Raw genomic sequence first — 23171 nt, forward strand, 5'->3', positions numbered from 1 at the left:
TACCGCAGAACAAGTCTAGGCAGCTTTCGCTTTTATGAAAACAGTATACGGATATCAACTTTTCACTTTCATTTGACAGCAACATTTCCGCTCCCAAAAATGGCCTGCAGTGAATCAAGCAGATCGGCCGAAATGTCGACCCAGTTTTCTGCCGTCAAGCGCATCGTTTGTTTTGTGGCCTCATTGTAAAGGATGACAGGATGATCCCCTGGTTGCTTGTTCAGGATCCGATACATTTTTCCGAACAATTCAGGCGTGTTGTTTTCCGCCGTCAAACGGATGAAGACATTCTCCTTTTTTTTACCCATCATTTCCTGATAGGCTTCGGCATCCCAAATATGCGTGACCAAAAAATTCGTTTTGTCGGCTTGTTTCGACCGCTCCAGCTTGCCTTCGACGACAAGCAACTGGTTTGCTTTCAGCAGTTTCATGAACCGGATATAGTACTCGGGGAAAATCGTGACGCTGATTTCGCCGGTACTGTCTGTCATGTTTGCGAATGCCATTGGGTCGCCCTTCTTTGTCTGGATTCTTCGGATGTCTTTGATCAATCCCATCGTGCGCATTTTTTTGTCGTATGCCAGCTCGGTGATGTACACAACTGCACCGTTGTTGTACAAATTGCCGAACTGGTCGATCGGATGGCCCTTCAAAGAATGGCCCAGTGCAGCTTCCTCCAAATCCAGCAATTCCAACAGGGGCAGTTCTTCCGTTTCGACATATTTCGGTTCCAGTATCGAAAAGAGATCGATGTTGTTTCCGCTGTAATCGATGCTGTTCAGCATACCCGGCAGCGACTCAAGCAGCGTCGCGCGCGAATGCCCGAAACTGTCGAACGCCCCGCTATAGATGAGCGGTGTGATATTTTCGTTCCTCAGCCACTTCGGATGGATCCTTCTCAAAAATTGAACGAAATCCTTATAGTGCCCATGACCTTGGCGTTCTTTGATGATTTCCTGGATAAAATCGCGTCTGAGACCTTTGATCCCGCCCAAGCCGAATTGGATTGTCTGCTGCTGCAGCGCAAACTTCCAGTTGCTTGTGTTGATGTCCGGATAGGAAATGCTGATGTTGCGCCTTTTCAGTTCGATGAAATACTCCCTCATCTTATCCGAGTGTTGGTTGACGGAATTTAGCAAAGCGGCGAAAAATGCTTCCGGGAAGTGCGCCTTCATGTAGGCAAGTTGGTAGGCTATGAAAGAATAGGCGACCGAATGCGAACGGTTGAACCCGTAATTGGCGAACCGCTCGATGTAATCGTACACTTGCTCGGCTGTCTGCTCGGAATAGCCTTGTTGCAGCGAACCTTCAATAAAGTGTCTTCTTTCTTCATCAATGGCCGATTTTTGTTTTTTGCCTATCGCTCTTCTGAGGATATCCGCTTCCCCCAAACTGAAGCCAGCCATCCGGGAAGCCACCTGCATGACCTGTTCCTGATAGACCATTACCCCGTAGGTTACCTCGAGGATCGATTTCAGATCGGGATGGAGATAATCGATTTCGGCCAACCCTTTTTTCCGCGAAATGAAGAGGTCGATCTGTTCCATCGGACCCGGCCGGTAAAGCGCATTGACGGCGGCGACATCTTCGATCGATTCCGGCCCGAGCTTGCGCAACACATTTTTTATGCCTGGGGATTCAAACTGGAACACCCCGTTCGTATCCGCTTTTCGGAATATATCGAGCGTCCGATCATCATCCATCGGTATTTCCCAAATGTTGATGCTCTCATTGTGCGCAGCGCTGGCCAACTGCACCGCATCGTTCAGTATCGTCAGATTTTTCAGCCCCAGGAAGTCCATTTTGAGCAGGCCGATTTCTTCGATGTTGCCCATCGTGTATTGCGTCAGATACAGATCGCTGTTTTTCTTCTGCAAAGGCACAATGTCCCTTAACGGATTGTCGCTGATGACGACGCCAGCCGCATGAGTGGAGACATGCCGCGGGACGCCTTCGATTTTTTCGGCAGTCTCATACAGGAGGCGATTCACATCGTTCGTGCTGATCAGATGCTGCAGTTCTTTCGATTTCTGTCTTGCCTCCGCCAGACTGATGCCCAATTGATTCGGGATTGCATTCGACCAGGCTTGCGCCTCCGCAACCGTTAGTCCGAATACTCTGGCGGTATCCCGCAAAGACATTTTTGCTGCCAGCGTCCCAAATGTGGCTATCTGGGCGACATGGTCCGAACCGTATTTGTCCCTGACATAATGCAGAATATCATCCCTTCGGTTATCCGGGAAATCCAAATCGATATCCGGCAGGTTGTAGCGTTCTTTGTTCAAAAAACGCTCAAACAACAGATTGTATTTGATGGGATCGACATGGGTGATGCGCAGGACGTATGACACGAGCGAACCGGCGGCAGATCCCCGGCCGGCTCCCGGCATGATTTTCGCTTTTCTGGCATACGCCATCACATCCCAAACGATAAGGAAGTAATCATCGAAGCCCATTTCATGGATGACTTCCAATTCGTATGCCAAGCGTTTTTCATATGCTGCATCCGGGGCAGTGATCCGCTGACGCAGCCCTTCTTCGCAGAGTCTCCTGAGGTATGCTTGGGGTGTCGTCCCGGCAGGCAGCGGGTAGCGCGGCAACAACGACTGATGCAGCGGCAGATCGATTTCGATTTCGTCCGCAATTTTCTGGGTCGTTTCAGCCGACTCGACCAAATCAGCTTCCCGGAATTTTCTTTCTATTTCTCCGCAAGACGGCAAGTAATACGTACCGTCCAAAGCTTCCGACTGCAGATCCACCTTTTCGTTCGCTTCGATCGCTTTCAGGACACGGCAACTGAAATTGTCGCTCGGTTCCAGATATCTGACATCATGCATAGCTGTTGTCGGAATGTTTGTCGCCTGCGATAAACGCTTCAATTGCGGAATGATCTGTTTCATTTTCTCGTGGAGCTGAACGCCTATATAAAAATTGCCGTGGTTGAAGATTTTTTTCCAGGCCAAACTGGCTGCTTTGGCGTTCTCCTGATCGTTTCCGTTCAAAAAGCTTTCGATCTCGCCCTTTTCTCCTGGGGTGATCGCGATGATGCGGCTTGAATCATCCTCCAAAAGGGAAAGCAATTCCCTATCCGAAGCGTCCTGATTCCTGACAGTCGACAAAGCCATCAACTTTTTGTAGCCCTCAAAATCCTTCGCCAACAAGACCAGAGGAAAGGGGCGATCTTTACTGATGATTCCGGGCAAATCCAGTTGGATCCCCAGAATGGGTTGGATAGCGTACTTTTTGCAAAGTTTGAAGAAGTCGACTTGACCATAAAGGACATTTTGGTCCGTCAATGCGATGGCCTGATAGCCTTTTGCCTTGGCGCTGCGCACCAAATCCTCTATTCGGGTAGTCGTCTGCAAAAGAGAATAGGCACTGATGACCTGCAAATGCACAAAAGACATGTCTGAGACCTCCTTTTTCTAATCAATATTATCATTATAGCGTACCCGTCCTAATCCAAGAAGCGAAAAAGTCGTTGGGCAAGTAATGCTTGTCATCTCCAAAAAAAGTGATAAAATGAATTTCGAGAAGAGGTGTAAACGACATGAAATATATTGCAATCATTTTTTGGGGATTTATCTTAGGGCAAGTATCTGTTTATCTGGGCAGCGCCTTATCCGGCGGCAGCTACGACTTTATGATCGCAACCATGACGGGTATCTTTACCGCGCTGATCGTAGTTCTTGTTTCTGCGTTGATGCCGAAGACGGCCTCCGATAAATAACCGACAGTTCGTTCCAAAGTCGGCATTAAAATCGAAAAAACCTTCAGGGATCAATTTCCTGAAGGTTTTTTTCTATTTGATGAACATGGCATCGCCGAAGCTGAAGAATCGGTACTTTTCTTTGACTGCGTGCTCGTAGGCGGACAGGACGTTGTCTCTGCCGGCAAAAGCGCTGACCAGCATGACCAAGGTCGATTTCGGCAGATGAAAATTGGTGATGATGCCTTGGACAACCTTGAATGAATAGCCGGGCGAAATGAAAATTTTGGTCCATCCGCTATCCGCCTTGATTTCCCCATCAAATTTCGTGCCGATCGTTTCCAGTGTCCGCACGGAAGTCGTGCCCACAGCGACTATTTTGCCTCCGTTGGAACGGACCTCATTCAGCGTTTGCGCCGCCTCGTCCGTCAGCTGGTAGAATTCCGAATGCATTTCGTGGCTGGCGATATCATCGACCGATACCGGACGGAAAGTCCCCAAGCCCACATGCAACGTCAGATAGACGATCTTGACGCCTTTATTGGCTACTTCCTCAAGCAGTTCGGGCGTGAAATGGAGCCCTGCTGTCGGGGCAGCTGCGGAGCCGACTTCTTTGGCGTAAACGGTCTGATAACGTTCCTGATCATCCAGCGTCTCTTTGATGTATGGCGGCAAAGGCATTTCGCCCAGCGATTCCAGTATTTCCAAAAATACGCCGTCATATTTGAAATTCAAAATGCGGCCACCGTGATCCAACGATTGCGTCACTTCCGCAGTCAAACGTCCGTCCCCGAAAGAGATGACTGTCCCGACTTTGACCCGTTTTCCTGGTTTGACGAGCGTCTCCCACTCATCCCCTTGGATATTGTTCAAAAGCAGGACTTCGATATGCCCGCCGGTATCCGGTTTGACGCCATGCAGTCGCGCAGGCAGCACACGTGTGTTGTTCAGTACCAACGCGTCACCTTCCTGAAGTTCCTCCACCATGTCGGTGAAATGTTTGTCCGTGATTTCTCCAGTCTTGGAGTCCAGGGCAAGAAGCCGGGATGACGAACGATCCATCAGCGGTGTCTGCGCAATCAGTTCTTCCGGCAAATAAAAATCAAAATCACTTGTCCTCATTGATAAAATACCTCACTTATTTTTCTGTATCATACGTGATCCCCAAATGGTCATATGCCATAGGGGTCGCTACCCTGCCGCGCGGGGTGCGCTGCAGGAATCCCAATTGGAGCAGATAGGGTTCGTACATGTCCTCTATCGTTTCCATTTCTTCGCCGATGTTGGCGGCTATCGTCGAAAGACCGACGGGGCCGCCGTTATAGAATCGGATCATCGTCATCAATATTTGCCGATCCAAGTCATCAAGCCCTTTGTTGTCCACGCTCAAAATGGACAAAGCTTTGTCAGCGATTTCCTTAGTGATCAGGCCATCGCGATAGACTTGGGCGAAATCGCGCACACGGCGGAGCAGCCTGTTGGCAACACGCGGGGTGCCTCTGGATCTCAAGGCGATTTCGACAGCGCCTGACTCATCGATTTTCGTGGACAAAACATCCGAAGAGCGATGGACGATCTGTCGGAGATCTTCAAGGCTGTAATATTCCATCCGCGAAACAATCCCGAACCGGTCACGCAAGGGGGCCGACAGACTGCCGGCTTTGGTCGTGGCACCTACCAGCGTGAACGGCGGCAAGGTAAAGTGGACGGGATGGGCTGTCGGCCCTTGCCCGATGATGATGTCCACATAATAATCCTCCATGGCAGAGTAGAGCACTTCTTCCACAATCCGCGGCAAGCGATGGATTTCATCGATGAAGAGGACATCCCCCGCTTCCAGCTCATTGAGCAATACCATCAAATCGCCTGGCCGCTCGATTGCGGGCCCGCTCGTGCTGTGGATGCGGACATCCAATTCCTTGGCGATGACCATTGCCAGTGTCGTTTTCCCCAACCCGGGCGGCCCGTACAACAACACATGATCCAAAGCTTCACTTCGCGCTTTAGCGGCCTGGATATACACTTTCAGTTCATTTTTCACTTTATCTTGGCCGATATATTGCGCCATCATTTGCGGCCGCAATGTTTTTTCAATCAAATCTTCAGTTAGGTCTTCCGTATTTCCGGAAACGATCCTGTTTTCAGCTGTCATCTATATCACCCTTTTAAAAGTAGCTTGAACGCCGTACGAAGCACTTCTTCTGCGCTGGAATAGTTTTCTTTTTCTAATGTCGGCAAGATTTTCTTCACTTCACGGTCCGAATATCCCAACCCGGCCAATGCCTCCAATGCTTCCGTCAACACAGCGGACTGTCCGCCAGCAGTTTCGTGGACAGGATGCTCTTCCATCCAATACGTATCGGGCAGCAATTCGCCTAGTTTGCCTTTCAAGTCCAAGATGATCTGCGAGGCTGTCTTTTTGCCCACACCCGGGAATTTCACCAAATAACCCACATTATCCGTTTCGATCGCTTGGATCAGACCCAGATGATCATCGCTCGCCAATATCGACAAGCCGCTTTTCGGTCCGATTCCGGAGACGCTGATCAGTTTCAAGTACAACTGCTTTTCCGTGTAGTCCTTGAAACCGAACAGTGTGATCGCATCCTCGCGGACCGCCTGATAGATGTAAAACGTCAGCTCTTGGTTTAGGCTTCCGGAAAACCGGAAAGGATTAGCCACCTGCAATTGGTAGCCGATGCCACCGTTCTCCAGCACCACATAAAGCGGCCCCACATAGACTAATTTACCTTTTATATATTCGTACATCATTTGGCTCCTACTCTTCATTTCCTGATTGTCATTCATTTTCTATCATAACATAAAACGGAATGGAAATGACAGCCGTTGTGTCATCTTCTGTGCGGGAACATTCGTTTGGCAGGTGCAAGCAACAAAAAATCCCAGGACCGGTAGCCATGGGACTTTCCTTTGCTGCTTATTCGAATAATTGTTTGTATTCAGAGTAGCCTTCCGCGTCCAATTGGTCGTAAGGAACGAAGCGCATCGCTGCCGAATTGATGCAATAGCGCAGACCGCCCAACTCTGCAGGGCCGTCCTCAAAGACATGCCCCAGGTGGGAGTCGCCTTGAGGGCTGCGGACTTCTGTGCGTTTACGCATCAGTTTGCGGTCCTCCAACTCCTTCAGAGTGGAAATCGGTTTTGCAAAAGAAGGCCAACCGCAGCCGGCATCGTACTTGTCGGCAGAACTGAACAACGGCTCTCCGCTCACGACATCAACATAGATGCCTTTTTCATAAAAATCATCGTACTCGCCGGAAAAAGGTCTCTCCGTAGCTTCGTTCTGTGTCACTTCATATTGTAAAGGCGTCAAGCGCTTCAATTGTTCCTCTTTATTATCCATCGTGATATCTGACCCCTTTCTTTTCATTGCTTCAGTATATCAAAAAATACAAAAAAGCAGAACAAAAAAGTCTTGTTCTGCTTCAACCATGTGTCATCAGGAGTGGATCAGAATAGGTTCCCCAAAATGCTTCCCAGAATGCCGCCCAATCCGCCCGTTGCAGCTGGCGTCGTCGTTCCGGATTGCTTAGGGAAGAGGTCGGTGATGTCGAAATTTTTCGTGGCTGCTTCTTCAGCTTCTTTGGAGAAGATGTCGGTCTGTTTGGCCACACCGTCGGAATCCAATCCGTCAGCAGCCTTTTTGTCCGCCAGCATGCCCAGAATCATCGGCGCCATGGAAGCCAAAACCTTGGAAACCTCGGATTTGCTGATGCCTGTTTGGGCAGCAATCTGATCCACGACCTTATCTTTGTCACCGAAGGCATGATCCAATATTTTATCGCCATCATCCGTATCGGCTTTCTTGACCACATCTTCGATCGAGGACACGTCTTTGGTTTGACCTTTGTGTTTTTCCAATGCATTTGATAAGGAATCTTTCCCTGCTTTTGACTCTGCGTTTTTACTTAATGCCCGAAGGATCAAGGGAATTGCAACGACAGCCAATTTCGGCAAAATGCTTGCATCAACGCCCGTCTTGCTGCCCAAGGCCTGGATTGAACTTTCTTTGTTCAGCTCGCCCATCATTTCGGAAATGTCATTGATTTGCACCATTTTTTCCACTCCTATCTGTTATTTAACTATCCTGATTTTACAATAAATAAGCAGAAATAAGAAATGATACGCTCTCAGTGCGGGTCCTGGATCCGCTTGAACATCTTCTCCATATCCTGGTTGGAGAATTGGATCAGCACCGGTCTGCCGTGCGGGCAATTGTAGGGATTATCCGTTTGGGCAAGATCGGCCAACAGTTGGCGCGCTTCTTTGTCGCTGAGGAAATGATTCGCCTTGATCGAGCGCTTGCAGCTCATCATGATGGCTGTTGCTTCCCGAAGTTTTTTGATGGAGATATCGCCTTCAGCCAAAAACATCTCCACCAGCTCCTTCAGAATGTCTTCCTCCTCACCCGGAGTGAACCAAGCAGGATGCTTTTCGACGATGAAACTGTTCTGGCCGAACGGTTCCAGGAACAAGCCCATCGATTCCAGCACCTCGCGGCTTTCCTGGATCAACTGGAATTCATTCGCCGGGTAATCCAGTATGATCGGTATCAACAAACCTTGGAGATCGGTGGAAACCTTGCCGATTTCCTCACGGTAGTATTCATATTTGATGCGTTCCTGGGCAGCATGCTGATCGATGATATAGAGGCCATTTTCATTCTGCGCGAACAGGTAAGTGCCGTGCATCTGGCCGAAAAAGTGCAACTCCGGGAAAGGCCGCTTGCTAGCCGGACCCTTTTCTGCCTCCGCTTCGACTTTCTGGACGGTTTTCATGATCGGTTCTTCATGGGCAGCCGGATTTTTTTGTTCGCCGGACAAGTAAGGCGCGCTTGGTTCATTGCGGTCCTGTTTTGGCTGGCCACTGAACGGAACAACGTAAACTTCTTGTTCTTCACTTGGAATTGGAAGGCCCTCCGAAGGCGCGGTTTCTTCAGAACCCATATAATCTTGTTCGCGTTCTGCGTTTTCATTATGAACCGGCCCGTTGTCCCATGCTGTCTCCAAAGAGCGGAAATCCTCATTTTCGCTTGTCGGCGGCAGCTTCGTTTCCGTTTCTTGCACGAGCTCTTGATCGAATGACCGGAAAGAGACGCTCAATTGCTCGGTCCGAACCGGTTCAACAGGACTTTGGCGTTTGAATTTCAGATTTTCTATGCCGCTCGGGATGCGTTCTTCCGTCCGCAAAACAGCAGCGATTGCGTTTTCGATCAATTCGCCTAGCTCTTTTTCTTTGCTGATCCTGACTTCTTTTTTCGATGGGTGGACATTCACATCCAAAAGCAGGGAATCCGCATCCATCACAATGACGGCTAGCGGATAGCGCCCGACCATCAGCTTGGATCCATAGCCATCGATGATGGCTTTGTTCAAGGCGTAATTTTTTATGAAACGTCCGTTCAGTATCAAGGTGATGTAGTTGCGGCTTGCCCGCGTCGTGTCAGGCAAACTGATGTAGCCCTTCACTTTGAAGTCCAGATTTTCGTTCTCGATCAGTTTCATCTTCTTGGCCGTCAGTGTCCCGTAGACGCCCGCGATGGTCTGGCGCAGATCGCCATTCCCAGCCGTATGCAGAAGTTGGTTGCCTTCATGATGCAAACGGAAAGCGATCTCCGGATGGCTCAAGGCGATCCGGTTCATGATGTCTGTGATGTTCGACAACTCAGCCTGCAGGGAACGGATGTATTTCAGCCGGGCTGGCGTGTTGTAGAAAAGGTCTTCGACGATGATTGTCGTCCCTTTACGGGATTTGTTCGGCCTTTCCTCTCCGATGACGCCGCCCTTTATCGACAAATAGGTGCCGCTTTGATCAGCGACAGCCGTTTCGATCGAAACTTTGGCGACGGAAGCGATACTGGGCAAAGCTTCACCCCGAAACCCCAGCGAGTGGATGCGGAAAAGATCATCCTGCGTGTAGATTTTGCTGGTCGCGTGCCGCGTAAAGGCAAGTTTCACCTCGTCCGCCGCGATGCCGTCGCCGTTGTCGGTTACCTGCACCTTTTTTAATCCCGCCTCCTCGATGAAGACATCGATCTGCGTACTGTTCGCATCGATCGCATTCTCCACCAATTCCTTTACGACCGATGCCGGGCGTTCGATCACTTCACCGGCAGCGATTTGGTTCGTCAATATTTGGGAAAGTTCCCTGATTTTGGCCATCGTTCTCACCTACTTTTTTTGCGATTTCAGCAACTTCTTCCAACTGTCTATCATCAGCATGGCTTGCATCGGTGTGCAATCCTCCAGCGCCAGGTCCGACAATTCATCCAGGACGTGCTTCTCGTTCGGAAGCATCGCGCTTTCCTGGAACAGTGCCAATTGTTCGACCGTATCATCCGGAACAGGTATGCCCGTTCCCGCATGCAGCACGTGCTGTTCATTCAATGAATTGAGGATGATCTGCGCCTCGGCGATCAATTCATGCGGCATGCCGGCCAACTTGGCCACATGCAGGCCATAGCTTTTGTCTGCTGGTCCCTGCATCAGTTTATGCAGAAACACCAATTCTCCGTCTTTTTCGATTGCCCCTACATGAACATTCTTCGTCCCCGCCAAATCGGCTTCGAGTTGGGTCAACTCATGGTAATGCGTCGAAAACAGTGTCTTGCCTTTGATTGTGCGATCGATGTAACGCAGGATCGCTTCGGCCAAGGCCATGCCGTCATACGTTGCCGTCCCCCTGCCGATTTCGTCGAATAAGATCAGGCTCTTATCGGTGGCGAATCGCAGCGCTTGGTTCGTTTCGACCATTTCGACCATGAATGTGCTCTGACCGGAATAGAGGTCATCAGCCGCGCCTATGCGGGTAAAGATTTGGTCAAAGATAGGCAAATGGGCTTTCTCGGCCGGTACAAAACAACCCATTTGGGCCAGGATGACAATCAGGGCAACCTGGCGCATGTAGGTGCTCTTGCCTGACATATTCGGCCCGGTGATCAGCAGGATATGGTTATCCTTGTCCATGGAAATGCTGTTTGGCACAAATTTATCTTTGCCGATGACGCGTTCCACAACCGGATGGCGCCCTTCTTTGATGGAAAGATTGCGGTCGCTGTTGCTCAATTCGGGCTTGGAAAAATGATAGGCTTCGCTGACGTGGGCGAACGACTGCAGGACATCGATCTCCGCCACCAGTTTGGCAAGTGCCTGCAACTGTCGGCTGTATCCTTTTATCTCTTCCCGTAAAGCGACAAACAGCTCATGCTCCAATTCGACAGACTTTTCCTCAGCCTCCAAAATAAGCGTCTCTTTCTCCTTCAATGCAGGCGTGACGAAACGTTCCGCATTGGCGAGCGTCTGTTTGCGCTCATACGTGCCTTCAGGCAGCGCCGCAAGGTTCGCCTTCGTCACTTCTATGTAATAGCCAAAAATGCGGTTGTAGCCGATTTTCAGCGTTTTGATGCCAGTCTTTTCTCTTTCCTCTTTTTGCAACATCGCTATCCAAAGCTTCCCGTTGTTCATCGCATCGCGGTAGCGATCCAATTGCTCATGGTAGCCATCGCGGATAATGTTGCCTTCCGTGATCTGGATAGGCGGATTATCCGTGATCGCCCGCTCGATCAGTTCGATGACATCGGGGTAAGCTTCCAACTTGTCGATGACATCCTGCCAAACATCCGGTTCGTCGATTGCAGCGATGGCTTGGACCAATCCTGGAATCTGCTGCAGAGAGGTTTTCAGCTGGATCAGATCGCGGCCGTTGACATTGCCTAGCGATACTCTGGCGACCAAACGTTCCAGATCATAAACCGATGTCAAAGCGTCGTTGATGTCCATTCGTTCAAAGTAGTGATTGACCAATGACTCCACTTTCCGTTGCCTTTCGAGTATGTCGCTCAGGTTGATCAGCGGCTTTTCAAGCCATTGTTTCAGCATGCGCCCGCCCATAGCCGTTTTTGTTTCATCCAGCGTCCACAACAGGCTGCCTTTCTTCTGCTGCGTCCGGATGGATGCGGACAACTCGAGGTTGCGCCGCGCATAGGTATCCATCTTCAGGAAAGCATCCGTTTGATAGGCGACGGCTTTCTGAAGGTGGGACAGGCTGCGCTTTTGGGTTTCCGAAAGATAGCTCAACAACAGAACAAGCACATCTTTTTCAGACTGTTGCGGCAATTCCGCAACCAGATCGTGGAAGTCCGTTTCCGGAATCAGCTTCGCCTGAATGGAAACCAGGATACCAAAATGTTTTTCCAACTTTTCCGTCAGATCGTCAGCTGTTTTTGTGTCCAGGACGATTTCTTTGAAAGGCAATGTCTGGAGCTCGTTGAATACGGCGTCTTCGTTGGTCAGGAGGGTCACTTTCAGCTCCCCTGTTCCGATATCGACATATCCCAGCGCATACCCGCCTGCTTCGTTTTGGATGACACTGGCCAAGTAATTATTTGTTTTGCTTTCACTGCCGTTCTCATTCAGAAATGTTCCGGGCGTTATGACCCGCACAACTTCCCGCCGCACCATGCCTTTCGTCAGGTTGGCATCCTCCATCTGTTCGCAAACGGCGACCTTGTGCCCCATTTCCACGAGTCTCCGGATATATTCCGCTGCAGCATGATAGGGAACCCCGCACATGGGAATCGGCTCATCGGCATTTTTGTTGCGGCTCGTCAGCGTGATTTCCAGTAATTTTGCGGCCTTCATGGCATCATCATGGAACAATTCATAGAAATCGCCCAAGCGGTAGAACAAAAACGCATCCGGATACTGTTCTTTTATGGATAAGTATTGCTCCATCATGGGCGTATTTTTAGTCTTCTGTGGCATTCTTTCACCTCAATTAATATATCTCTTCAGTCCTCATGCTTCATCTTTTTCGATAGCGTCATCGACGCCGCGTTGGATGATGCTGATGACATTTTCCAATAGTTCGTTGGCATCCCATAAAGCTTCGCGGTATTGTTGGACCGCTATGCTGTCCTTCAATTGCTTGTTCAGCTCCGCTAGTTCAGCGGCTGTTTTTTCTGCCGCTGCCGGTTTAGCATAATGTTCAAAAGCCGCGGCTTCTTTTTGCTTGCTTTTGAGGGTTTCGACCAATTGCTCCAGCGCTCGATTGTCTTTTGTGTTTTCTTCGGCCTCTTGATAGCGGACAATCACTTCATTTTTTTTCAGCATTTCGATCAGTCTGTTCAATTCTGCTTCTGCCGGGCCTTCGATAGGCAGTTCTTGGGTCAATAGAATTCCCCTCCAAATGGGCGATCTTCATTGATCACGATGTTCTCGATTTTTACGCACTTGCCGGTCTGATCATTGATTTCAATATAGCACCCGGAAAGCAATTTCCTGCCTTTTTCGGGCACTTCATGCCGAATCGGCATTTGCGTCAGAAATTTTTGGATGATGATTTCTTTTTCGACGCCTAAAATGCTGTCGTAAGCCCCGGTCATTCCGGCGTCCGTCAGATAGCCTGTCCCTTCCGGCAAGATACGCGCATCATTTGTCTGTACATGCGTATGCGTACCGACCACAGCAGAAACGCGCCCATCCAAATACCAGCCCATCGCTTGTTTTTCACTGGTCGTTTCGGCATGGAAATCGACAAAGATGCAATTCGTTTCTTTCCGTACCTGCTCCAGTATTTCATCCGCTTTGCGGAAAGGGTCATCCAGACTGTTCATGAAGACACGGCCGTGCAGGTTCACCACAGCCAATTTCAGTTGGTTCACTTTTATGATCGTAAAGCCGATGCCAGGAGTCCCTTCCGGGAAATTAGCCGGACGGATCATCTTATTCGCTGTTCCGATGAATTCGAATATGTCACGGTTATCCCACGTATGGTTCCCCATGGTGATGACGTCGACACCGGTCTGCAAAAATTCTTTGTAAATTTTTTCCGTTATGCCTCTTCCGCCTGCAGCATTCTCTCCGTTCACGATCGTAACTTGCGGACGGTAATGTTTCTTCAGTTGTGGGAGTGTATCCTGCAGCATCTGTCTGCCGATTGAACCTACGACATCCCCAATAAATAATACTTTCATCTTCAGCCTCTTCTCTAAATTCTAGTCTTTTTATAGTAACATATTTTGTCTGTTTAGATAAGCCGTTGCACCCTTGCCCATCAACCGGGATATACATAAAAAAAGCAAAAAACGGGACAATAGGATGTCCCGTTTGGTATTTCATTATTTGGCATATTCAATTACTCTTGTTTCGCGTATAACCGTAACCTTGATGTGTCCCGGATAATCTAGTTCTTCTTCGATTTTCTTTCTAATCTCACGAGCTACACGAATAGCTTGAGAATCGTCAAGTTGGTCTGGCTTGACCATGACGCGGATCTCTCTTCCTGCTTGGATAGCAAAACTGCTTGCTACGCCTTCGAAACTGTTCGCAATTCCTTCCAGTTTCTCCAAACGGCGGATGTAGTTTTCCAGAGATTCACTTCTTGCGCCCGGACGAGCAGCAGATAAAGCGTCAGCAGATGCGACCAATACTGATATGATTGAGTTTGCTTCAACATCGCCATGATGTGAGGCAATTGCATTGATGACAACCGGATTTTCTTTGTATTTCTGGGCGATTTCTGCGCCGATTTCAACGTGTGAACCCTCTATTTCATGATCGAGAGCTTTTCCGATGTCATGCAACAGACCTGCACGTTTGGCCAGATTGATGTCTTCGCCTAGTTCCCCAGCCATTACGCCGCAAAGTTTTGCGACTTCGATGCTGTGGTTCAGGACATTTTGTCCATAACTAGTGCGGAAATGCAGACGTCCCAAAATTTTAATCAGGTCAGGATGCAAAGAATGGATGCCAACTTCAAAAGTTGCTTGTTCGCCGATTTCTCTTATGCGTTCATCCATATCCTTACGGGCTTTCTCAACTGCTTCCTCAATTCTCGCAGGATGGATACGTCCATCTTGAATTAATTTCTCCAAAGCCATTTTCGCAATTTCTCTTCGGATAGGATCAAATCCGCTTAACACGACAGCTTCTGGCGTATCATCGATGATCAGGTCAATACCTGTCAAGGTCTCCAAAGTCCGAATGTTTCTCCCTTCGCGGCCAATGATTCGGCCTTTCATGTCATCGTTAGGCAGTGTAACAACTGAAACCGTTGCTTCCGAAACTAAATCGGCTGCACTTCTTTGAATCGCCTGCAGGATAATGTTTTTCGCATTACGATCTGCTTCATCTTTCGCTTTTTGGTCGGATTCTCTGATCATGACCGCAATTTCATGCGAAAGTTGATTTTCCGTTTCGTCCATGATGATGTTTCTTGCATCTTCACGTGATAAGGTAGCGATTCTTTCCAGTTCATGTTGTTGCTCTTCCACCAATGCTTGAATGCGATTTTCCTCAGAAACTAAAGCGTTTTGTCTTTTGACAAGATTATCCTCTTTTGACTCGATAGATTGCTCACGTTTCGAAAGACTGGTATCTTTTCTATCCAAATTTTCTTCTCTTTGGATCAATCGATTTTCTTGTTTTTGAACCTCACCGCGTCGTTCGCGTAATTCATCTTCTATTTCTGAGCGGTATTTGTGGTTCTCATCCTTCGCCTCTAACATAGCTTCTCTTTTCGCTGTTTCTGCTTCTTTACGAGCATCTTCAAGAATTTGGGAAGCGGTATTTTTGGCACCAGCTATTTCTTTTTCGTGATTCGATTTTCGATATAAATATCCGACAACGACACCAAAAATTAAAGCTATGATAGCGAAGGCTAAAGTCCATATATCCATAGTTTCACCTCCGTATCTATTTAATTTTGTTGTCAAAAAAAATGAATAAAAATTAGTTTTACAATGTGCAGAATGAAGCGATACACATAAATTCATTCTAAACGTAGAATACTGACATGTCAACGATAAAACGGTAACATAACCAAAATACATTTAATCCTGTTTCGATATTGCCCTTTTTTCCGCTTTTGAAAAAAGAAAGAGGCCCGGATTTTGGTCCCGGCCTCTTGAAAAATATTTTTTACTCGTCCAACAGATCGACCGATTCAACGGGCTCGTCTTTTTCTTTTTCTTTTGCATCTACCGCTTTTTTATCGCCTATGCCGTATTCGTCACGGACAAGTTTCTCGATTTCAGCTCTCATCTCTGGATGATCAGTCAGGAATTTCTTGGCATTTTCGCGGCCTTGGCCGATGCGTTCCCCTTTGTAGGCATACCAAGCGCCACTCTTGTTGACGATATCCTTCTCTGAAGCCATATCGATGATTTCACCGACTTGGGAAATGCCTTCCCCGTACATGATGTCCACTTCAGCTGTCCTGAATGGTGGCGCAACTTTATTTTTCACCACTTTGATTTTTGTGCGGTTACCCATGATCTCTGTTCCGCTCTTGATCTGTTCCGCTCTTCTGACTTCCAGACGGATAGTAGCGTAAAATTTAAGCGCTCTTCCTCCTGGAGTCGTTTCCGGATTTCCGAACATGATGCCGATTTTCTCACGGACTTGATTGATGAAGATTGCGATCGTTTTTGTTTTGTTGATCGATCCGGACAGTTTCCGTAAAGCTTGGGACATCAGACGTGCTTGCAGACCCATATGGGAGTCTCCCATTTCGCCTTCTATTTCAGCGCGCGGAACCAATGCGGCAACCGAGTCGATGACCACAATGTCGACAGCCCCTGATGAAACCAAAGCATCAGCGATTTCCAGGCCTTGCTCACCTGTATCCGGTTGGGAAAGCAACAATTCGTCGATATCCACACCCAAAGCTGCAGCATATTTTGGATCCAAAGCATGCTCAGCATCGATGAAGGCAGCAACGCCGCCCTTTTTTTGCACTTCGGCAATCGCATGCAGCGCAACGGTTGTTTTACCTGATGATTCAGGACCGTACACTTCGATGATACGGCCTCTCGGATAGCCGCCTACACCCAACGCAACGTCAAGAGCCAATGAACCACTTGGCACAGTGGATATTTGCGTGTCCACTTTTTCGCCGAGCTTCATGACGGAACCTTTACCATAATTTCTTTCTATCTTTTTCAGAGCCTCATCCAAGGCTTTTTGTCTATTTTCATTTAAATTAGCCATCTATTGTTTCCTCCAAGCTTTCATTTGCATGCATTAACACCACAACGTAATACTATCCTTTTCCGGACAAAAAAGCAAGAATAAAGTGAACAGATGTTCGTTTTTTATTTTTCAAAATCAGGATCCAGCAAATACCGCCGAATCATATCAAAACCCTGCATGACTGCCTGTTCCCTGTTCCCGAGGCGATCGCGGGAAAATCGGAAGCCTTGGACGGCAGTCGGTCCCTGTTTTTGGCTTAAGGCAATCCATACCGTCCCGGCTGGCTTGTTCTCCAATTGGTCAGGCCCGGCAACGCCCGTGAAAGAAATGGCCAACTGAGTATCAAACAGTTCGCGCGCACGTTCCGCCATCGCAACCGCGCACTCCGGGCTGACCATTCCGTAAGTCTCGAGAATGTGTTCCGGAACGCCAAGGACCTGTTGCTTAGCGCCTTCTTGGTAAGAAACGACGCCGCCCGCGAAGACCTCGCTTATGCCGGGAACCTTGACAAGTTCAGCTTGAAAAAGCCCTCCGGTCAAGCTCTCAGCCGCGCTGATGGTTCTTTTGCCCTTCAACAATTTCTTCCCTACCACTTCGGCAAGGCTGGATTCGTCGCCGTCGCCGTAATAATATTCCCCGACGAGCGCCAATATTTCCGATTTTTTTTCATCCAATAGCTGCCCGCAGATCGCCTCTGTTGCAGCGTTTGCGGTGAGTCTCAAGGTCACTTCGTATTTCCCGGCATATGGGGCTACCGTCGGGTTGGTCTGATTGCGGATCAGTTCATCCAACACCGTTGTCAATGTAGATTCGCCGATTCCGAAAAAGCGGAGCGTCTTCGATGAGATGACTTGCTGATCTTCATACTTGCTGGAAAGGAACGGCTTCACAAATTGCAGGAACATCCGCTCAAGTTCCCTTGGCGGGCCCGGCAACAGCAAATAACCTTTCCCATCCTTTTCGGTATAGGTGCCGAGCGCTTGTCCGATCGGGTTCGGGAAGACAATACCGCCCATGAACACTAAAGCTTGAAGCTCATTGTTTTTTGTCATACTCCTTCCCGAACGATCGAACCATTGCCGAATGTGCGCCAATCCCGCTTCATCCATGACAAGCTCTTCCTCGAGGTGATCCGCCACTGTCTGTTTGGTCAAGTCATCCTGGGTGGGTCCGAGCCCTCCAGTGAAAATTAACAGGTCGCTTCGTGATTCAGCTATTTTGATCACATCTTTTATTTTTCCCGGATTATCGCCGACAACCGTCTGAAAATAGGAGTCTATGCCCAAACCTGTCAGTTCCTTGGCGATGAATGCCGCATCCGAATTCACTATTTGCCCCATCAATAATTCCGTTCCGACTGAAATGATTTCTGCATTCATATTTAATCCCTCACATCCATAGTATTCGCTCAAATAAAACAAAAGCTTCAATCACATAAAAAAGATAAAGAAAAAAGAAGGGCACAAAAGAATCGCGTTTCCTTTTGTTCGGATTGCAACCTGATGCAACCCAGCCCTTCTTATTTATAAAAAACTACATGGATCCGACAAAAACATGTTTATTCTTGACGAAATAATCCACCCCTGAGTAAATGGTGAAAATTAAGCAAAGATACAGCATGATGTCCGCGACCGGGATGCCGGTCGCCTGAAAAGGAAAATTATTCAGGAACAACAAAATGATGGCTACCATTTGCGTCACTGTTTTGATTTTCCCCGGCCATGCTGCTGCCATGACTTCGCCTTCCTTCACAAGCAAGAGGCGCAAGCCTGTGACCGCCAACTCACGGCTGATGATGATGCTGACGACCCACGATGGAGCCAGCCCTTGGCCGACAAGTACGATTAAGGCAGTGGCGACAAGCATCTTGTCCGCCAACGGATCAGCAAATTTCCCGAAGTTGGTGACCAAGCCGTCCCTTCTGGCGATATAACCATCCAGCCAATCCGTAAAACTGGCGATGGCAAAAATGATGGCTCCGACAAGTTGGTTGACGGCAATCTGTGATTGGGCAACCGCAAGCGTACCCCAATCGAAAGGAACCAAAGTGATGATCATGAACAACGGAATCATAAAAATCCGCAACGCTGTCAATTTATTAGGTAAATTCAACTTCTGCAACTCCTTTAATGTTCCCTGACTTATTCTACACCTTTTACGGTAAAGGATAAGGTTTGGGTCTGAATCTCTTGATGATCGGCTGGCATCGCGACAACTGTCCCATCCAGTTCGATGATTGTTGCCGGCATCACGCCGACTACCACTTCGATTTCGCTTGTGTTCAACGGTAGTGTGACCGTCAACGGGTTTTCACTGCCTACGATGCCGGAAGGCTCTTGGACGATTCCGTTCACGCTTACGCTGATCCAGGAACTTCCTCCTGCCACAGCCGAGATTTTCAACTCTGATGGCAACGACAAACTGGTGACGTCATATTCCGCATAACCATCGGCAGACGAGACCAAGGTCACCTGCGCAGTTTGTTCTGCGACAACGGCACTGTCTGCCTGCTCTGTGCCGCTAGAAACCGTCGCTTGCGATGCCATAGTTGTTTGGCTGATGTTCGAAGCCACTTCGATCTGAACCTGCTCATCATCATCGTTCAATGTAGCCCTCCAGACCACAAGCACGATGGCAATTACCGACACAGCCAACAGAAAAGTAGGCAACTGGCTCTGGACGGAGCCGCCATAATTAAAATTCGTCTTTTTTGAAGCTCTTTTAGTTTCGGAGCGACTGGGAGAAAAAGAACCGGAATCCTCCGCTTGGCTGCTCCCGTGTATTTCCGGAATCACACTTGCATGATCCCCCAACAAGCGATCGCCATCCAAGCCCACAGTATCAGCATACTGCTTGATGAAGGCACGAACATAGAAATTGCCCGGCATAATCTCAAAATCGCCTTCTTCTATCGCAATCAGATACCGCTTCTGTATTTTAGTCATCTGCTGTAGATCATCCAATGTGTATCCTTTGGAAAGTCTAGCACTTTTTAGGATTTCCCCAATTTGAACCATTTCTTCACCTGCCTTCACTTGCAAATCCTGAAGTTACCATGGATATTATACCATAAAATTCCCTCACCAGAAGTTCCAATGCTGTTTTACCTGAGCCAGCCACCTGATACGTAAATGGCCTGTCCCGTCATATAGCGACTCTCTTCCTTCAGGAGTTGGGATACCCAGAAGCTGATTTCATCCGGTTTCCCCATCCTCCCCAGAGGGATTTCCTCAAGAAGAGCCTCTTTTTCATCGTTTTCCAGATGAGCGTTCATTTGCGTATCGATTGCTCCCGGGCAGATGGCATTGACTGTTACTCCCAGTGAGGCTACTTCTTTACTATAGGCTTTAACGAAGGCGATCTGCGCCCCTTTGACGGTACTGTAGAGCACTTCGAGCCCGCTGCCTACTTCTCCATAGACGGAGCTGATGAAGACGATGCGGCCGTTGCGCGAGCGGGCGATTTTTTCCTGTAGCGCTTGGATGATCAAGATCGGCATTTTGACGTGCATTTCCCACAAGACGTCCATTTGCAGGGACGTCATATCCTGAAGCAACCCATATTCCGTCGTGCCGTGCGCAAAAACAATCGCTTGGAGCGAGAAAATATGGTCAGCAAGTGTCGAAACGCCAGCTTCTTTGGTAAAATCCAGGCAAATCGGATAAAATTCCTGTTCCGGATAGGCCGATTGCAGTTCTGACAGCAGCAGATTGATTTTTTCTTGATTGGAATGATAATGCAGGTAAAGCGACCAGCCTGAACTGGCCAAATCCCTTGCGATGGAGGTCCCGATGTCACCGGAGGCCCCCGTCACCAAAGCAGCTTTCATTGCTGTTTTGCTCCCTTCTGGAGGATCACATAGGTGCTCATGCTTTGTTCTTTGAGATAGCCCTCGGCGAACCTGCGGATGTCCTCCAGGCTGGTTTCTTCGATCAATGGAACGACTTCAAAAAGTTCCGCTCCAGAAAACAGCAGCGTGCTATAGTGATTTGCGATGTATTCCAGGGAATTGAAAGCCTGCAATTGTTCTCCGATCATGCTCTTCTTCAGCAAATCAAATTTCTCATTCGTCAGGTTAGCATCCGTTTTCCAATCCAAGAGAATCCGTTTCAGCTTATCTTCCAGCTGTTTCGGTTCTTCCGTATCCGATTCGACAGCCATAAAATGGAAGGAACGGTCCAAATTGAAGGAGTAGCCAAAGCTGTCATCGATCAAACCATTGTCATAAAGCTCAATGAAATGCGTGGAGCTCCGGCCAAAAAGCAATTCCAGCAACAGCGAACCATAGATTTTGTATTTTTCGGCTTGGTTTCCGGTCACATCCGCATCCAAACCTTTCACACCAAGCATCACTTTCGGGCGCTGCACATCCATTTCGATTGCTTTGTACGGGATGATGTCCTGGATCGAGGCTGGCGGCAAAGTGCGCTGGATCGGTTTTGCGGGAAGAAATGTCTTGCCGGCTTGGTTTTGTCTGATCGTTTCCATCATTTCTTCGGGAGCGAAATTGCCGATCATCAATATATTCATATTGGATGGATGGTAGAACGTGTCATAACAGATTTGGAGCAGTTCCGGCGAGATCGCTTGGATGCTGTCCACCGTTCCGGCTATATCGACGGAAAGCGGATGTTCGGGATAAAGATTACGCAACAGACCGTAAAATAGTTGCCATCCCGGATTATCTTCATACATGCGGATTTCTTGGGCGATGATGCCTTTTTCCTTTTCAGTGCCTTCTTCCGTGAAATGCGGATCTTGAACGAAGTCAAGCAGGCTGTTTGTGTTTTCTGTAATATTATCCGTGGCTGAAAAGAGATAGCTTGTCCGAGTGAAAGAAGTGAAAGCATTCGCTGAAGCGCCATACTTCGCGAAGTCTTCAAAAGCGTCATGATCCTCGCCTTCAAACAACTTATGTTCAAGGAAATGTGCGATGCCGTCCGGAATTTTGATTTCCTTGTCTCCGTTTATCGGAACAAACTGGTTGTCGATTGAGCCGAAATCGGTGGTGAAGATGCCATAGGTTTTGGAATACTTATTTTTCGGAATCAAAACTACCTGCAATCCGTTTTCCAATACTTCCGTATAGACTGTTTCGTTCAGTGCCTCATAGTGTACTTTATTCATCTGTAGCCTCGCCTTTCAAGAAAAATATCGCCTGCAAAGTCATTTTTTCCGCAACAGCCATGATCTGTTCCTTCGTCACCGCATTCAAGCCAGCAATCCATTGCTCCTGCGAAAGAGGGTTTTCTATGATGAGGATATCCTGGTACTGTTTCGCCAAGCTTCTGCCTTGATAATCATCATTTTGTTTGTAGTGGTTGATCAGCATGCTTTTGGTTTGAGCGATCAATGCATCCGAGAAATCCCCTGCTTGCATATCCTGCAGTTGAGCCAGAACGATATTCTCGACCTGCTCCCGTTTATCAAACTCGATGCCGGTGCCGACAGTCATGACCCCACGCAAAAAGTCCAATCCGCTTGAAGCCGAGTAAGCCAAGCTTTCCTTTTCACGGACATTCTGAAACAATTTTGAATGAGGGAATCCCCCAAAAAGTCCATCAAAAACCAAGCCGGCAAAATAGTGGTCATTCATGTAATAGACGGGTGAAGAGAAGCCAAAAAACAACTTGCCTTGATTGATGTCCTGGGATTCACTCGAAGTAACGGGTTCCGTGTTCTTTGCGCGGAAATAGAATACCTCTTTTTCGATTTCTTTCCTGTCCGAAAGCTTCTGGGCTGCCAATATTTTCAATATCCGTTCAGGTGCAACATCACCCGAGACGAGGATATCCAATTGATTCGATCCGATCATCTCTTCGTAGCATTCGAACAGGCTGCCCGCAGTGATATCCTCAAGGAACCCGGCATCACCGATGCCTTGATAAGCTTGATCCGTCCCCTCGAACAGCACTTGGTTCAAGCGATTGCGCGCATAAGCTGATTTGTCTTCGATCAGAGATTCGAAATAGTTGTTCAGATTTTCCTTTTCCCTCAGAAAAGTCTTCTCGTGGAACTTGCCGTCCTGAGCATTGGGCCTAAAGATGATTTCTTCCAGAAAAGCGAACGCCTCTTCCAAAAGTGTATCGTCGCCTCCGATGAATTTATCATTGACGACGGACAGGCTCATCGTCACCACATGCTGCTTGCCGAAGCGCTGGGATTGCGTATGCAGCGTCGCACCGTAAAGGCTGGCCATTTTCAGATCCATCTCGTTTTGGCTAGGGTACTGCTTGCTGTTCGTTTCAAGCATGTTCTTCACCAAAGAACGTTCCGTAGCAGTTTTCCCGCCGAAACTCGTCCTGAATTTGTACTGGATCATTACGGTTTTGTATTTGTCGGAAGGCTCGATATAGGCCGTAACGCCTTGCTTTAATTTATATTCCATCCATTTCACGTCCTGTAAGCTATTTTATTTGTCGATAGGGAAAACTATACTCTAGTTCAGACTATTTTTCAATTAAGCCATT

The 23171-nt window shown here is 48.2% G+C and carries 19 protein-coding genes; 1 reads left to right on the top strand and 18 read right to left on the bottom strand.

Going from position 1 to position 23171, the window contains the following annotated elements; translation table 11 throughout:
- Positions 1 to 68: 68 nt before the first annotated feature.
- Positions 69 to 3407, bottom strand: a complete 3339-nt coding sequence (dnaE, locus tag C7R73_RS00515) for a DNA polymerase III subunit alpha (protein WP_106448635.1) — start codon at positions 3405 to 3407, stop codon at positions 69 to 71.
- A gap of 143 nt (positions 3408 to 3550) precedes the next feature.
- On the opposite strand from dnaE, the gene C7R73_RS00520 reads away from it, so the two are divergent.
- On the top strand, positions 3551 to 3730 hold the full coding sequence (locus C7R73_RS00520) for a YjzD family protein (protein WP_106448636.1): 180 nt from the start codon (positions 3551 to 3553) through the stop codon (positions 3728 to 3730).
- 72 nt (positions 3731 to 3802) lie between these two features.
- On the opposite strand, the gene queA is transcribed toward C7R73_RS00520, so the two are convergent.
- The 17 genes from queA to yfmF all read right to left on the bottom strand — a co-directional run bounded on the left by queA (position 3803) and on the right by yfmF (position 23089).
- Entirely contained in the window at positions 3803 to 4831 is a 1029-nt protein-coding gene (queA, locus tag C7R73_RS00525) for a tRNA preQ1(34) S-adenosylmethionine ribosyltransferase-isomerase QueA (RefSeq protein ID WP_106448637.1), read from the bottom strand.
- A gap of 16 nt (positions 4832 to 4847) precedes the next feature.
- Positions 4848 to 5861, bottom strand: coding sequence for a Holliday junction branch migration DNA helicase RuvB (gene ruvB, locus C7R73_RS00530; RefSeq protein WP_106448638.1), 1014 nt, complete (start codon positions 5859 to 5861; stop codon positions 4848 to 4850).
- A gap of 5 nt (positions 5862 to 5866) precedes the next feature.
- Positions 5867 to 6478 (bottom strand): Holliday junction branch migration protein RuvA, encoded by a 612-nt coding sequence (gene ruvA / locus C7R73_RS00535; protein ID WP_106448639.1) that lies wholly within the window; start codon positions 6476 to 6478, stop codon positions 5867 to 5869.
- 169 nt (positions 6479 to 6647) lie between these two features.
- Positions 6648 to 7073: a peptide-methionine (R)-S-oxide reductase MsrB gene (gene msrB / locus C7R73_RS00540; protein ID WP_086628073.1), complete on the bottom strand. Its 426-nt coding sequence runs from the start codon at positions 7071 to 7073 to the stop codon at positions 6648 to 6650.
- Between the two features lie 107 nt (positions 7074 to 7180).
- Positions 7181 to 7786, bottom strand: coding sequence for a DUF937 domain-containing protein (locus C7R73_RS00545; protein WP_106448640.1), 606 nt, complete (start codon positions 7784 to 7786; stop codon positions 7181 to 7183).
- 74 nt (positions 7787 to 7860) lie between these two features.
- On the bottom strand, positions 7861 to 9891 hold the full coding sequence (gene mutL / locus C7R73_RS00550; RefSeq protein WP_106448641.1) for a DNA mismatch repair endonuclease MutL: 2031 nt from the start codon (positions 9889 to 9891) through the stop codon (positions 7861 to 7863).
- A gap of 9 nt (positions 9892 to 9900) precedes the next feature.
- On the bottom strand, positions 9901 to 12492 hold the full coding sequence (gene mutS, locus C7R73_RS00555; RefSeq protein ID WP_106448642.1) for a DNA mismatch repair protein MutS: 2592 nt from the start codon (positions 12490 to 12492) through the stop codon (positions 9901 to 9903).
- Between the two features lie 33 nt (positions 12493 to 12525).
- Positions 12526 to 12900, bottom strand: a complete 375-nt coding sequence (locus C7R73_RS00560) for a YlbF family regulator (protein ID WP_106448643.1) — start codon at positions 12898 to 12900, stop codon at positions 12526 to 12528.
- The gene (locus C7R73_RS00565) at positions 12897 to 13703 is read right to left on the bottom strand and encodes a TIGR00282 family metallophosphoesterase (RefSeq protein WP_106448644.1); all 807 of its coding nucleotides are present in this window, start codon (positions 13701 to 13703) and stop codon (positions 12897 to 12899) included. Before C7R73_RS00565 ends, C7R73_RS00560 begins: the two co-directional genes overlap by 4 nt.
- Before the next feature lie 144 nt (positions 13704 to 13847).
- Complete coding sequence (rny, locus tag C7R73_RS00570) at positions 13848 to 15407, bottom strand: ribonuclease Y (RefSeq protein ID WP_106448645.1); 1560 nt, start codon at positions 15405 to 15407, stop codon at positions 13848 to 13850.
- A 241-nt stretch (positions 15408 to 15648) separates the two neighbouring features.
- On the bottom strand, positions 15649 to 16719 hold the full coding sequence (gene recA, locus C7R73_RS00575; protein WP_106448646.1) for a recombinase RecA: 1071 nt from the start codon (positions 16717 to 16719) through the stop codon (positions 15649 to 15651).
- A gap of 104 nt (positions 16720 to 16823) precedes the next feature.
- Positions 16824 to 18080: a competence/damage-inducible protein A gene (locus C7R73_RS00580; RefSeq protein ID WP_106448647.1), complete on the bottom strand. Its 1257-nt coding sequence runs from the start codon at positions 18078 to 18080 to the stop codon at positions 16824 to 16826.
- Positions 18081 to 18234: 154 nt separating this feature from the next.
- Positions 18235 to 18813 (bottom strand): CDP-diacylglycerol--glycerol-3-phosphate 3-phosphatidyltransferase, encoded by a 579-nt coding sequence (gene pgsA, locus C7R73_RS00585; RefSeq protein WP_106448648.1) that lies wholly within the window; start codon positions 18811 to 18813, stop codon positions 18235 to 18237.
- A 29-nt stretch (positions 18814 to 18842) separates the two neighbouring features.
- The gene (locus tag C7R73_RS00590) at positions 18843 to 19718 is read right to left on the bottom strand and encodes a helix-turn-helix domain-containing protein (RefSeq protein ID WP_106448649.1); all 876 of its coding nucleotides are present in this window, start codon (positions 19716 to 19718) and stop codon (positions 18843 to 18845) included.
- Between the two features lie 86 nt (positions 19719 to 19804).
- Positions 19805 to 20530, bottom strand: coding sequence for an elongation factor P 5-aminopentanone reductase (ymfI, locus tag C7R73_RS00595; protein ID WP_106448650.1), 726 nt, complete (start codon positions 20528 to 20530; stop codon positions 19805 to 19807).
- Positions 20527 to 21828 (bottom strand): EF-P 5-aminopentanol modification-associated protein YfmH, encoded by a 1302-nt coding sequence (gene yfmH / locus C7R73_RS00600; protein WP_106448651.1) that lies wholly within the window; start codon positions 21826 to 21828, stop codon positions 20527 to 20529. Before yfmH ends, ymfI begins: the two co-directional genes overlap by 4 nt.
- Positions 21821 to 23089 (bottom strand): EF-P 5-aminopentanol modification-associated protein YfmF, encoded by a 1269-nt coding sequence (gene yfmF / locus C7R73_RS00605; RefSeq protein WP_106448652.1) that lies wholly within the window; start codon positions 23087 to 23089, stop codon positions 21821 to 21823. Before yfmF ends, yfmH begins: the two co-directional genes overlap by 8 nt.
- Between the last annotated feature and the right edge of the window lie 82 nt (positions 23090 to 23171).

Source organism: Trichococcus alkaliphilus, from assembly GCF_003008695.1.
Lineage (GTDB): Bacteria > Bacillota > Bacilli > Lactobacillales > Aerococcaceae > Trichococcus > Trichococcus alkaliphilus.